Consider the following 12,332-nt stretch of genomic DNA (forward strand, 5'->3'; position numbering starts at 1 on the left):
GGCGACAACGGCCCATGCCACGGCGGCGATCCACACGTGGTGCGGCAGTTGCGCGGAGGTGAAGCTGTCGATCAGCGCGAAGCGGATCAGGTCGATGTACACGGCGGCCGGGTTCAGGTCCAGCAGCACGCCGACCGCGGTCGGCAGGTGCTTGACGACCTTGTCGATCGCGTAGAACACGCCGGAGACGTACATCCAGGTGCGCAGCAGGAACGGCATCAGCTGGGCGAGGTCGGTGACCTTGCTGCCCAGCCGGGCCACGTACAGCGCGACACCGATGTTGAAGACGGACTGCAGCACCAGCGCGGGCAGCAGCAGGAACCAGGAGAACTGCGGCACCTCGCCGGTCATCAGCACGATGGCGACCAGCACGATCATCGAGTACAGCAGCTGCTGCAGCTGGATGAGGGTGACCGAGATCGGCAGCGCGGCCCGCGGGAAGTGCAGTGCGCGGATCAACCCGAGGTTGTCGGAGATGGCCCGGGTGCCGGCGAGCACCGTGGACTGGGTGAAGTTGAAGACGAAGACGCCGGTGACCAGGTAGGCGATGAAGTTGTCGATGCCGTGGTCGGTCTGCAGCAGCACACCGAAGATCAGGTAGTAGACGGCCGCGTTGAGCAGCGGCGTCATCACGTTCCAGATCTGGCCGAGCCGCGCCTTGGTGTACTGGGCGCTCAGCCGGGCGATGGAGTACGCCACGATGAAGTGCCGACGTCCCCACAACTGGTGTACGTAATCCGGCAGGCTCGGCCGGGCACCGCTCACCGACAGCCCGTACTTGGCCGCCAGCTCGGCCGGTGACAGGCCGCCGTCAGCGGCCGAGACCGGCGGGGTGCTCACGGCGACCGCGCCCTCATGCGTGGTATCGCTCACAGTTGACACTTTCGTCCTCATGGTGCACGGGCCGGGGCGGGATCCCGGTCCGCGCCCGATGCGTTTCCATCCGAGCTTGTCAGATGACGGGTGGTCGTCCCAGTCGGGTCAGCCGCCAAACCGTACGCCACTTCATTGTGTGACGCGGGCCACAGGGAGTGGTCCACCCCTCCTTGAAGCCGCCCACCCAGGCCCGCAGCGCCTGCCGGGACGGGCGCCGGGCGACGGTGAGCAGGATCCAGGTTCCCAGATACAGCGGCACCAGTGGAGCCGGAAGGTTCCTCCGGGCCAGCCAGACCCGGTTGCGGGCCACCATCCTGTGGTAGACGGCATGGCGGCTCGGGGCGGTCGCCGGGTGTTCCAGCACCATGTCGGACCGGTAGTCGATCAGCCAACCGGCGTCCAGCGCCCGCCAGGCCAGGTCGGTCTCCTCATGGGCGTAGAAGAACTCGTCGGGCAGCCCGCCGACCTGCTGGAAGACCTCGGTGCGTGCCGCGCTCGCACCCCCCAGGAAGGTGGTGACCCGGGACGAGCGCATCGGGTCCGAGGCGCGCAGCCGCGGAACATGGCGGCGCTGGGTGGTGCCGGTGGCCGGGTCGGTGATGCGGAAGCTGAGGATGCCCAGCTTCGGGTCGGCGGTGAACGCCTCCCGGACCAGTTCCGCGGTGTCCTCGTTGGGCAGGAAGCCGTCGTCGTCCAGGAACAGGATCGCGTCGACCTCGGACCCGCCGGGCCCGAACGCCTCGATGCCCACGTTGCGTCCGGCCGGGATGCCCAGGTTCTCCGGCAGCTCAACGGTCCTTACCCCGTCGGGGAGTTCGGGAAGCGGTGAGCCGTTGCCCACCACCACCACCTCGACGGGCTCACCGCGCTGCTTGGCGACGGAGTCCAGCAGGGCGCGCAACTCGGCGGGGCGGTTGCCCATGGTGAGCACCACCGCGCCGAGCCTGGTCACCGGGCGGCCCGTCATCGCAACCTGCTCGACGCGAGGATGGACACCAGATGCAGCACCGTCTGCAGCATCGCGATGGCAGCGAGCACGGCGACGCCCAGCCGCGAGAAGAACAGGTCGCCCCTGATCGCGTCCGCGACCGCCAGAGCCAGGATCAGCAGGGACGCCTCGATCCCCAGGACGAGCCGGTGGAACTTCAGGGCCGCGGCGGCCCTGCGGGCCAGCGCCAGACCGGACGAACGCGGCTCGGACGCCGCCTCCTTGACCGGGGGCAACCCGCCCTGGTGGCGGGCGACGCCTACGAGGTCGGTCTCGGCCTTGATCAGGACCGCGCCGAGGGCGGCGAGGGTGCCGAGAAAGGCCCACAGCCAGTCGATCCGCCCGTGGCCCCACAGGTCGGCGGCGCGCAGGCCGAAGCCCACCAGGACCGCTGCGTCGCACAGGTAGGCGCCGACCCGGTCCAGGTACACGCCGCCGAGCGAGAACTGCTTCTTCCAGCGGGCGACCTCGCCGTCGACGCAGTCGAGCAGCAGGTAGAGCTGGGCCATCAGCACACCGAGCACGGCGCCCGGAATGCCGGGCACCAGCAGCGCGGGGCAGGCGAGGACACCGAAGAGGGTCATCAGGTAGGTCAGCTGGTTGGGCGTGACCCGGGTGTTCACCAGGTGCCGGTCCACCCGCAGCGAGATCTCCCGCATGTAGATGCGCCCGGCCCAGTGCTCACCGCTGCGCCGGTCCTTCACCCCGGCGGGGTGAACGACCGGCCGCAGTTCAGCTACCGATGGCTTTGACATAGTCCGCGTACGCATCCCTGATCGCGTCGGTGTCGAGGTCCAGGTGTTCCAGGATGGTGTACCGCCCGGGGCGGGTCTGCGGCGCGTACTCCACCGCGGCCACGAACTCGGCGTCGGAGAAGCCGATTTCGCCCGGGAGCACCGGCAGGCTGTGCCGCCGCAGTACGTCGGCGATGTTGCGGGCCTCGTCGGCCGCGCCGCGCAGGTACATCGCGAACGCCGCACCCATGCCCACCTGTTCGCCATGGGAGGCGGCCCGCTGCGGGTACAGCAGGTCGAAGGCGTGGCTGATCTCGTGGCAGGCGCCGGACGACGGGCGGGTGTCACCGCTGATCGCCATGGCGATGCCTGAGAGCACCAGGCCCTCGGCGAGCGTGGTCAGGAAGTCGTCGTCGGTGATGGTGCCGGGATGCCGCAGCACCGACTCGCCGGCGCTGCGGGCCATCGCGGCGGCCAGGCCGTCGATGGGCTCGGCGGTCTCGCGGTGCGACAGCTCCCAGTCCGCGAGGGCGGACAGGTTGGAGACCGCGTCGCCGATGCCGGAGCGCACGAAGCGAGCCGGGGTCTGCCGGATCACGTCGAGGTCGATGACGAGCGCGATCGGCTGCGGGACGCCGTAGGAGCCGCGGCCGTTGTCGTTGTCCAGGGTGGACACCGGCGAGCAGATGCCGTCGTGCGACAGGTTGGTCGCCACCGCCACCAGGGGCAGCCCGACCCGCGCGGCCGCGTACTTGGCCACGTCGATCACCTTGCCGCCGCCGAGCCCGACCACCGCGTCGTACCGCTTGCCGCGCATGGCGTCGGCCAGCTTGACGGCGGAGTCCAGCGAGCCGCCCGCCACCGAGTACCAGTCGGCGCCCGGCAGTTCGGGGGCGAGCCGCTCCCGCAGCTTCTGGCCGGAGCCGCCGCTGATGGCGACCGCGAGCTTGCCCGAGCTGGAGACGCGCTGGTCGGCGAGGAGGCCGGCCAGGTCGTCCAGCGCTCCGCCGTTGATGTCGACGACGACCGGCGAGGGGATCAGCCGGGTCAGTACAGGCACGCGATCTCCCGGGCCCGCTTGAGGTCGTCGTGGTTGTCGATCTCGACCCAGGAGACCTCGCCGATGGCGGCGGTGTCGACCTGGAAGCCGCGGTTGACCAGCTCCTGGTAGCCGTCCTCGTAGTACAGCTGCGGGTCGCGCTCGTAGGTCGCCTTCAGCGCGTCCGCGAGCGCCGCGGCGGCCTCGGGCTCGATGAGGGTGACGCCGATGTACTCACCGGTGGCCTCGGCCGGGTCCATCAGCTTGGTGATCCGCCGCACGCCCTTGCCGTCGGCGGTGACGACCTTCATCTCCTCGTCGGCGAGCTGCTTGACCGTGTCGAGGGCCAGGATGATCCGCTGGCCGTTGCCGCGGGCGGACAGCAGGGTGCGCTCCACGGAGGCGGGGTGGACGGTGTCGCCGTTGGCCAGGATCACGCCCTCGGTGAGCACGTCACGGGCGCACCACAGGGAGTAGGCGTTGTTCCACTCCTCGGCCTTGTCGTTGTGCACCAGGTGCAGCTTGACGCCGTACTTCTTCTCCAGCTCCGCCTGGCGCTCGATGACGGCCTCGCCGCGGTAGCCGATCACGACGGCCGCGTCGGTCAGACCGACCTCGGCGAAGTTGCCCAGGGTCAGGTCGAGGACCGTGGTGGCAGCCTCCGCCCCACCGGGGCGGCCTACGGGGACCAGGGCCTTCGGCAGGGTGTCGGTGTAGGGGCGAAGACGCCGTCCGGCGCCGGCCGCCAGCACGAGGCCGATCATGTGGGTTCTCCTGTTTCGTCGTGTACCGCGGGTGCACCGGCCGAGACCCAGAAACGGATGGACTCGGTGAGCACCACCAGCGCCAGGTATCCGGCCAGTACTGCTACCGCCGTGGGCCAAGCTGCCGTTTTCAAAGCTGTGGTGTGCGCGAGCAGGGCTGAGGCCACGGTGATCACCAGCAGCCTGCCCTCATGGCCGCCGGTCGCGCGGACCAGGGCCCGGGGAGGCGCACCGGTGCCGCCGCGGATGCGGTACACCGTGTCGTAGTGATGGTAGGCGACGGCCGCCACCAGCCCGAACGCCGCTGGAAGCGCGCCGGGCACGCCGGAGCGCGCGGCGAGCGCCAGGATCACGGTGTACTCGGTGGCGCGCAGGATCGGCGGGACCAGCCAGTCCAGCGCGCCCTTCAGCGGTGCCGCGACCGCCACCGCCGAGGTCAGGCAGTACACACCCGCCCCGAGCACCGGCCACCAGGTGCCGTACGGGGTGAGCAGGGCGGTCGCCAGTGCGGCGGCGCCGCCGACGCCCGCGGTCACCGGCGCCGCGAAGGACGGCAGCACGCGCGCCGCCAGCTCCGCCACCGGCCCGGAGTCCGCCAGATCCGCCAGCGCCTGTGCAGCCCGGTCGGTGCGCCGCGCCTTGCGGGTGACCGAGCGCAGCACCCGGCCCGCGGTGGTGTAGCAGGCGGCGAAGGAGCAGCCGACGAGCAGCGCGTAGAAGACCACCCGCGGCGTGGTGGCCGCGGTCAGCACCGCGATCAGCGCCCACCGCTCGCCGATCGGCAGCACGATCATCCGGCGCACCCACACCGTCCAGCCCACGCCGTCCAGCCGGTCGGAGAGGGAAGCGGTGGGGCTGGTGTTGGCGGTGGCGTCGTGGTTGGACTCGTTGAAGGAGAAGTCCACGACATGGCGGCAGGTCTGCAGCACCATCGCGCCGAGGGCCAGCGCCCACACGTCGTCGCCCGCCCGGGCCGCGCCGAGCGCCAGGCCCGCGTAGTAGGCGTACTCCTTGGCCCGGTCGAAGGTGGCGTCCAGCCAGGCGCCGAGGGTGGAGTACTGCAGGGAGTAGCGGGCCAGCTGGCCGTCGGTGCAGTCCAGGAAGAAGGAGGCCAGCAGCAGCACGCCCGCCGCGACGAACCCGGCCCGGGTTCCGGTGGCCGCGCAACCGGCGGCGATCAGCGCGACCAGCAGCGAGGCGGTGGTCACCTGGTTCGGGGTGAGGCCGCGCCGGGCGCACCAGCGGGCCAGGTAGCGCGAGTACGGGCTGACGCAGAACGTCGTGAAGAAGCCGTCGCGCGACTTCACGGCGGTGCGCAGCCGTACCTCCTCGTCATCGACGGCCGCCACGGCGTCGCGGGCCTCGGCGCGCGCCGCCTCGTCGGCGGGCACCGCGGCGGTCAGTACGCCCAGCTCCGGCCGGTGTACCGGCACGCCGGCGGTGTCCAGTGCGGCGGCCAGTTCGTCGGGGGTGGCCAGGCCGTCGGCGGCGAGGCACAGCCGGTCACGGCCGGCGGGGCTGACGCCGAGCGCGCCGGGGACGGCCCCCGCCGTGAAGCGCGGGTCGGTCAGGGCCAGCCGCAGCGCGTGCCGGTGTCCGATGAAGCGGCGGTCGACCACGGCGACCCTGGTCCCGGCGGGTGCGGCCTTGAGGTGTCCGGCGAGCTCGGCCGGGCTGTCCGCGGCGACCACGTCGAAGCCGAGGAGGCGCAGATCGTCCTCCACGGTCGAGTCCGCGACCGGCGGACCGGTGAGGATGGCGGTCGACAGACGAACTCACTCCCTGATGGGTCAAGGCGACGGCAAGGTCCCGCGTGGCTGCTGCACCTCGTGGCGCCCGGATTCCGGACGCGCCTGCGTCCCGCCACGGCAGTTCGCGGGGCGGGTTCGACGGCTGAGGCTATCGGATCCCCGGAAGGCACCGTTCACCGCACGTTCACTGCCCCCCGGTGGCGGCCTCGGCGCGGCCCTGGACCGGGCTGGTCGCCCGGGCGGGCGGCACAGCAGACACTCCAGCATGGGCGAGGGTCGGGTGTGACGACAAACCGCCGGTGCGCCAGGTGATCGACCGGCGGGGGTGCGGTGGTGTGCGGCAGACTTAGGCATCTCGTACGTCATGAGCGTCAAGAGCGAAGGATGGCCATGCCGATCAGTCCCGCCACCGGCCGGCCCGGCGACCCAGCGAGCACAGGTCCGTCGTCCGCCGGGCCGTCGTCCAACGGCAGCTCCGCACCGATCCTGCTGGAGCTGGTCGACGAGGGCGGTGTGACCATCGGCACCGCGGAGAAGCTGTCCGCGCATCTGGCGCCGGGCAGGCTGCACCGGGCGTTCTCGGTCTTCCTCTTCGACGACGAGGGCCGGCTGCTGATGCAGCGGCGCGCGCTCGGCAAGTACCACTCGCCCGGTGTGTGGTCCAACACATGCTGCGGCCACCCGTACCCGGGCGAGCAGCCGTTCGTCGCCGCCACCCGGCGCACCGCCGAGGAACTGGGCCTCGCGCCCGTGCTGCTGCGCGAGGCGGGAACGGTGCGCTACAACCACCCCGACCCGGCCTCGGGCCTGGTGGAGCAGGAGTACAACCACCTGTTCGTGGGCCTGGTCCGGGCCGAGCCGCGGCCCGATCCGGAAGAGGTGTGCGACACCGCGTTCGTCACCCCGGACGGCCTCGCCGAACTGCGGGAGGGGACCACGCTGTCCGCGTGGTTCGGCACCGTGCTGGACGCCGCGCTGCCCGCGGTACGGGAGCTGACCGGCCCGTCGGCGGGCTGGTGACGGGCCGGTGGGCCGCCGACGTCACAGCAGCGGCATCGTCAGCGGGAGGGCCGCCCAGACCACCTTCCCGCCCGCCGGGGTGTGTTCGACGTCACAGACACCTCCCGCCTCGTCGGTGATCGCCTTCACCAGCAGCAGGCCCCGGCCGCCGGTCTTGGCGTAGTCCGCCTCCAACGCCTTGGGGCGGTACGGGTGGTTGTCGGCCACGCCGACCCTCACCCACTGCGGCCCCACCGCGATCTCCACGGTGATCTGCGGGGAGAGCACGGCGGCGTGCCGTACCGCGTTGGTGACCAGTTCGGAGACGATCAGCAGCAGACCGTCCACGGTCTCGGCCGCGACGGGGACGCCCTGCCGGGCGAGCAGGTCGCGCACCGCGTGCCGCACCTGCGGTACCGAGGAGTCCAGGGCCGGTGCGGTGAACCGCCAGGTGCCCTCGTAGGGGCAGGGGGCGACCCGCTCCGCGCCCGGAACCGCTCGCGCGGTCTCCGGGGGCATGGGTTCGGGCGGGGTTCTCCCGCAGACCGTCATGACAGCACCAGCCCTCGCTGACGTACCCCGCAGTCCCGCCCTGTCCCCACTTGCCGGGGCGACGGGAACCGCCTCATATGTGAAGAGTGTTGGGGCCACAAGGCGCTTGCCGTTGCGCTGACCACAAGTCAGCGTGTCTCGACGGGTCTTGACCGATTCAGACCGTCTACAGTGGGCGGCCAGAGCGGTCTTGCGGCTTTTGCTCGCTAATTTCGGGGGGTTGTCCGAGAGGCAGACATTAGGATCGCCCGAATCGGACCACCGGCCGGACAGCCCGGACGGACCCCCGCACCCCGACTGGAGGAAGCCGCATGGCAGAGCCCGGCCTCTCGCTCGACCATGCCGACGGCGCCGCCACCGCGACCATCACCATCAGCAATCCGGCCAAGCGGAACGCCATGACCCCGGACATGTGGCGGCAGTTGCCGGAGTTGCTCGACCAACTGGCCGCCGACCCCTCGGTACGGGCACTGGTACTCACCGGCGCGGGCGGGACGTTCTGCGCGGGCGCCGACATCGAGGCGCTGCGCGGCCAGCCGGACCCCGGCGCACCGGCGGTGGTCGCGGAGGAGGCGCTGGCGGCCTTCCCCAAGCCGACGATCGCGGCGATCCGCGGGTTCTGCGTGGGCGGCGGCTGCCAACTGGCCGCCGCCTGCGATCTGCGGTTCGCGGCGCGGGGGGCCCGGTTCGGGGTGACACCCGCCAAGCTCGGCATCGTCTATCCGGCGTCGTCCACCCGCAGGCTGGTCGGCCTGGTCGGCCCGGCCGCCGCCAAGTACCTGCTGTTCTCGGCCGAGTTGATCGACGGTGAACGGGCGCTGCGCACCGGGCTGGTGGACGAACTGCTCGCCGACGGGAAGCTGGACGCACGGGTCGCCGAGTTCACCGGGATCCTGGCCGCACGCTCCCAGCTCACCCAGGCGGCGGCCAAGGAGTTCACCGCGATGGCGCTGGGCGCGTCCGGCGCCGCGGATCCCGGCCGGCTGGCGCACTGGGCGGAGCAGGCGCGGGACAGCGCGGACCGCACCGAGGGGGTGGCCGCCTTCCTGGAACGCCGGGTGCCGAAGTTCACCTGGACGGTCGAGACCGCCCATACCGCCCGCCCGCCGCGGCGAGGACACCCCGGCAACGGTTCTACCGACGGGTAACGTGACGCCATGACGACTCTCACCCTGCGCGCGTCACGGCGTTGCTACAACGCCCTCAACCCGCTGCACTCGGCCTTCTACTTCGCGCCAGAGCACGATGACGAGCTGGCCGCGCTCGGACTGGAACGCGGGTCGATGGCGTACTTCGCCGGGCGGGCCGCGCCACTGGGCGCCGTCGGTGCGGGCACGGTCACCGCGACGTTCTACAACTTCCACCCCGACCTGGTCGCCCGGCACATCCCGCGCGCCTGGCACGCCGCGTCGCCGCGGGCCGTGCTGGAGGCCCGGCTGCGCATCACCGACGCCTACCTGCGGCGGCTGCTCGGCCCGGAGGCCATCGGCTCCCGGCAGTTGACCGAGGCCGCCGAACTCGCGCTACGGGCCACCGAGGCCTGCGGCCGCCCCGGCCGCCCGCTGTACTCGGCCAACGCCGACCTGCCGGTGCCCGACGCCCCCCACCTGGCGCTGTGGCACGCCGCCACACTGCTGCGCGAACACCGTGGTGACGGGCATCTGATCGCGCTCTCCGAGGCCGAACTCGACGGCCTGGAGGCCCTGGTGTCGCACACCGCCACCGGCAAGGGCTTCACCCGCTACTTCTCCCAGGCAACCCGCGGCTGGTCGGCCCAGGAGTGGTCGGCGGCCGAGGAGCGGCTGCGGGAGCGCGGGCTGCTGGACCCGGCGGGCGAACTCACCGAAGCCGGTGTGGAACTGCGGCGCACCATCGAGGACGACACCGACCGTCTGGGCTTCGCCCCCTACCGGCACCTGGGCGCGGAGTACGCCGAGCGGCTGACCGAGCTGGTCGCGCCGTTCACCAAGGCGGTGCTGGCGGCCAACGCGCTGCCGGTCAAGCACATGGGCAAGTAGCGGCCGGGCTCCCGTCAGCGGTCGCGGCCCTTGTGTGATGGGGTGGGTCAGCGAAAATGCTGCGAGCGCACCGACCAGGAGATGCCGATGACACTCGCCGGGACAGCAGCGATAGGCGCCCGAACGGCCGGATCAGCGGTCGCCCGCGTCCGCCGTGATCCGCGACTGGCGGTCGTCGCCGCGCTGTACACCGTCGCGCAGCTGGTGTTCGCGGCGCCCGGCCGCTCGCTCGCCTGGGACGAGTCGATCTACTTCTCGCAGGTCGACCCGCGCTCCCCGGCCGCCTTCTTCAGCGCGCCGCGGTCCCGCGGGGTGACCCTGCTCGGCGCGCCGGTGGCGGCCTTCACCTCCGATCCACTGGTGCTGCGCACCTTCCTCGCGGTGCTCTCCGGGCTGGCGCTGTTCGGCGCGTTCGCGGTGTGGCGGCGGATCGTCGGGCCCGGCACCTCGGCGCTGGCGGCGCTGCTGTTCGCGGGGCTGTGGGTCACCGTCGAGTACGGGTCGCAGATGATGCCGAACCTGTGGGTGGCCTTCGGCGCGGTGGCCGCCACCGGCTTCTTCCTGCTCGCGGTGCGGGAGGGGCCGCGACGGCGGTACCTGGTGGGGCTCGCGGTGGCGGTGGGCTGGCCCACGCTGGTGCGCGCCCCGGACGGGGTGTGGCTGGCACTGCCGCTGCTCGCGGGGGTGCTGCTGGTCAGGGCCTGGCGCCGGTGGCGGGTCGCGGCGGCGATCGTCGTGGGGCTGGCGGCCGGGCTGGCCGAGTGGATCGCCGAGGCGTACGCGCGGTTCGGCGGGGTCTGGGAGCGGCTGGCGGACTCCGACGCGATAGAGGGCGGACTGGGCTTGTCCTGGAACGTCGGAAACGCGCTGCGCAGCGCGGACGGTCCGCTGCTGTGCCGCCCGTGCGACGTCGGATACCCGCCGGTGGCGCACATCGCCTGGTGGCCCGCGCTGCCGCTGCTCGCGGTGGTCGGCGTCGTGGTGGCGGCGCGGGCCGGACGGCTGGCCGGCGCGCTGCTGCCGGTGGTGTGCGCGCTGTCGCTCACGGCTTCGTATCTGTTCCTGATCCCGTACGCGGCGCCCCGGTTCCTGCTGCCGGCGTATGCGCTGCTGGCGCTGCCGGTCGCCGGGCTGCTGGCGGCGGGGGCGCGGTGGGTGCGCAGTTCGCCGACGCCGCCGCGGATCGTGGCCGCCGTGCTCGCCGGTGCGCTGCTCGTCGGGCACTGGTACGTGCAGGGGGAGATCCTGCGGCGGCAGATCGGTTCCGCCGAGCGGAACGTCGGCGAGTACCGGGCGCTGGCCGACGCCCTGCGGCGGATCGGGGTACGGCCGCCCTGCCTGGTCGCCGGTGACACGCAGCCCATCGCCTACGACGCGGGCTGCGCGTCGTCGCTGCGCTCCAACCTGCGCAGTGACGCGTCGCAGGCCTCCGGCCCGGAGGTGGTCCGCGCGGCCCGGTCCCGCGCGGTGGCGATCCTGGTCCCGCCCGGGGGCTCCGCCCCCTCGTACGCCCCCGGTTGGCAGCGGCGCGCGCTCACCGGCTCCGCCGCGGTCACCGGTTGGTCCGCGTACGTACCGCCGACCGGGTTGCGCTGACCCCGAACCCGCTGGGAGCTTGGGGTCTTCGCCCCCAGGTCACCCCTCGACCGGGGCACGGGCGGCGTGGTCCGCGGGATGCGGATCACGCACCGCGCAGGGACCTTCCGGCATCGCCGGATGGCGCCCGAGGAGCACGATGCCGATCACGATGGCCAGCAGCCCGGACGCCTGCCAGGCGAGCGCACCGGGCGTCACCCGCAGCCGGTCGCCCAGGAACCCCACCCCGCAGGCGATACCGGCGAGCGGCTGCGCCGCGGTCAGCGCGGGCAGCGAGGACCGCAGCGGCGCGGTCTCGAACGCGCTTTGCACCAGCAGCAACCCGGTCAGCCCGAGCGCCACGATCACGTACGGCTGCCAGTGGACGAACAGCACCGCGACCCCGTCGCTCCTGACGAACTGCCCCGAGATCCGGGTGAGCGCGTCCTGCAACCCGTAGAGCAGCCCCGCGGCCAGTGCCAGCACGGTGGCCTCCAGGGTGGGCCTCAGCCGCTTGGCGAGCCCGGTCAGCAGCATCGCCAGGCCCACGAAGGTGCCGAACAGCACCCAGTGCCGCAGCGGCCCGGCGAGCTGGCCGTCCCCGGACGGGCGGCCGGCCACGATGAACGACGTCACGCCGAGCGCCAGCAACGCCACCCCGGCCCAGCCGCTCCAGCCCAGCGGCTGGCCGGAGAGCCATCTGGACAGGCCCATGGCGAACAGGAGGTTGGTCGCGGTGAGCGGCTCCACCAGGGAGATCTCGCCGTGCGCCAACGCGAGCGCCCCCAGGACCATTCCGGCGACCATCGCCACGATGCCGATGACCCACTCGGGCATCCGCATCAGGTCGAGCAGCAGCCGGAAGGACAGGAAGTCGGAGAGTGGAGCGCGTTGCGCGGCTCTTTGCTGGAGCACGAAGCCGAAGCCGAGGCAGCAGGCGGCGCTGAGCCCGAGTAGGAATACGACCACGACGTTACCCTCTCCGGCTCGAACCGACTTCGGGCGCCGCCTGGGCGCCTGCCTTCGTACAACGGCT

Annotated in this window: 12 protein-coding genes; 4 read left to right on the forward strand and 8 right to left on the reverse strand. The window is 72.3% G+C overall.

Annotation, left to right across the window (positions count from 1 at the left end; translation table 11 throughout):
* The 6 genes from O5O46_RS30305 to O5O46_RS30330 form a co-directional block, all read right to left on the reverse strand.
* Positions 1–873 (reverse strand): ABC transporter permease (locus tag O5O46_RS30305; RefSeq protein ID WP_269858829.1); only part of this gene is annotated, 873 nt, incomplete at its 3' end.
* A 79-nt stretch (positions 874–952) separates the two neighbouring features.
* Positions 953–1,843 carry a glycosyltransferase family 2 protein gene (locus O5O46_RS30310; RefSeq protein WP_269858830.1) on the reverse strand — a complete coding sequence of 297 codons (891 nt, stop codon included), beginning with the start codon at positions 1,841–1,843 and terminating at the stop codon, positions 953–955.
* Entirely contained in the window at positions 1,840–2,619 is a 780-nt protein-coding gene (locus tag O5O46_RS30315; protein WP_269858831.1) for a CDP-alcohol phosphatidyltransferase family protein, read from the reverse strand. Before O5O46_RS30315 ends, O5O46_RS30310 begins: the two co-directional genes overlap by 4 nt.
* Positions 2,597–3,658, reverse strand: a complete 1,062-nt coding sequence (locus tag O5O46_RS30320; RefSeq protein WP_269858832.1) for an iron-containing alcohol dehydrogenase family protein — start codon at positions 3,656–3,658, stop codon at positions 2,597–2,599. The genes O5O46_RS30315 and O5O46_RS30320 overlap by 23 nt, the downstream gene beginning before the upstream one ends.
* The gene (locus O5O46_RS30325) at positions 3,646–4,401 is read right to left on the reverse strand and encodes a phosphocholine cytidylyltransferase family protein (RefSeq protein ID WP_269858833.1); all 756 of its coding nucleotides are present in this window, start codon (positions 4,399–4,401) and stop codon (positions 3,646–3,648) included. Before O5O46_RS30325 ends, O5O46_RS30320 begins: the two co-directional genes overlap by 13 nt.
* Positions 4,398–6,170, reverse strand: coding sequence for a DUF5941 domain-containing protein (locus O5O46_RS30330; RefSeq protein ID WP_269858905.1), 1,773 nt, complete (start codon positions 6,168–6,170; stop codon positions 4,398–4,400). Before O5O46_RS30330 ends, O5O46_RS30325 begins: the two co-directional genes overlap by 4 nt.
* A 372-nt stretch (positions 6,171–6,542) precedes the next feature.
* Here O5O46_RS30330 and idi point away from each other — a divergent pair, with 372 nt between their 5' ends.
* Complete coding sequence (gene idi / locus O5O46_RS30335) at positions 6,543–7,172, forward strand: isopentenyl-diphosphate Delta-isomerase (protein WP_269858834.1); 630 nt, start codon at positions 6,543–6,545, stop codon at positions 7,170–7,172.
* A 21-nt stretch (positions 7,173–7,193) separates the two neighbouring features.
* Here the strand turns inward: idi and O5O46_RS30340 are convergent, their stop codons facing one another.
* Positions 7,194–7,670 (reverse strand): ATP-binding protein, encoded by a 477-nt coding sequence (locus O5O46_RS30340; RefSeq protein WP_269858835.1) that lies wholly within the window; start codon positions 7,668–7,670, stop codon positions 7,194–7,196.
* A gap of 344 nt (positions 7,671–8,014) precedes the next feature.
* Here O5O46_RS30340 and O5O46_RS30345 point away from each other — a divergent pair, with 344 nt between their 5' ends.
* The 3 genes from O5O46_RS30345 to O5O46_RS30355 all read left to right on the forward strand — a co-directional run bounded on the left by O5O46_RS30345 (position 8,015) and on the right by O5O46_RS30355 (position 11,317).
* Positions 8,015–8,851: an enoyl-CoA hydratase/isomerase family protein gene (locus O5O46_RS30345; RefSeq protein ID WP_269858836.1), complete on the forward strand. Its 837-nt coding sequence runs from the start codon at positions 8,015–8,017 to the stop codon at positions 8,849–8,851.
* 9 nt (positions 8,852–8,860) lie between these two features.
* On the forward strand, positions 8,861–9,721 hold the full coding sequence (locus O5O46_RS30350) for an SCO6745 family protein (RefSeq protein ID WP_269858837.1): 861 nt from the start codon (positions 8,861–8,863) through the stop codon (positions 9,719–9,721).
* An 87-nt stretch (positions 9,722–9,808) separates the two neighbouring features.
* A complete protein-coding gene (locus O5O46_RS30355; RefSeq protein ID WP_269858838.1) occupies positions 9,809–11,317 on the forward strand; it encodes a hypothetical protein in 1,509 nt (502 codons plus the stop codon).
* Positions 11,318–11,356: 39 nt separating this feature from the next.
* Here the strand turns inward: O5O46_RS30355 and O5O46_RS30360 are convergent, their stop codons facing one another.
* Positions 11,357–12,265, reverse strand: coding sequence for a DMT family transporter (locus O5O46_RS30360; RefSeq protein ID WP_269858839.1), 909 nt, complete (start codon positions 12,263–12,265; stop codon positions 11,357–11,359).
* Positions 12,266–12,332: the final 67 nt, after the last annotated feature.

It is taken from the genome of Streptomyces sp. RPT161, from assembly GCF_027533845.1.
GTDB lineage: Bacteria > Actinomycetota > Actinomycetes > Streptomycetales > Streptomycetaceae > Streptantibioticus_A > Streptantibioticus_A silvisoli_A.

Excerpts from the sequence above, each read along its gene's own strand:
- O5O46_RS30310 (WP_269858830.1), bottom strand. The coding sequence starts at position 1,843 with ATGACGGGCCGCCCGGTGACCAGGCTCGGCGCGGTGGTGCTCACCATG.
- O5O46_RS30315 (WP_269858831.1), bottom strand. The coding sequence starts at position 2,619 with ATGTCAAAGCCATCGGTAGCTGAACTGCGGCCGGTCGTTCACCCCGCC.
- O5O46_RS30325 (WP_269858833.1), bottom strand. The coding sequence starts at position 4,401 with ATGATCGGCCTCGTGCTGGCGGCCGGCGCCGGACGGCGTCTTCGCCCC.
- idi (WP_269858834.1), top strand. The coding sequence starts at position 6,543 with ATGCCGATCAGTCCCGCCACCGGCCGGCCCGGCGACCCAGCGAGCACA.
- O5O46_RS30340 (WP_269858835.1), bottom strand. The coding sequence starts at position 7,670 with ATGCCCCCGGAGACCGCGCGAGCGGTTCCGGGCGCGGAGCGGGTCGCC.
- O5O46_RS30345 (WP_269858836.1), top strand. The coding sequence starts at position 8,015 with ATGGCAGAGCCCGGCCTCTCGCTCGACCATGCCGACGGCGCCGCCACC.
- O5O46_RS30350 (WP_269858837.1), top strand. The coding sequence starts at position 8,861 with ATGACGACTCTCACCCTGCGCGCGTCACGGCGTTGCTACAACGCCCTC.
- O5O46_RS30355 (WP_269858838.1), top strand. The coding sequence starts at position 9,809 with ATGACACTCGCCGGGACAGCAGCGATAGGCGCCCGAACGGCCGGATCA.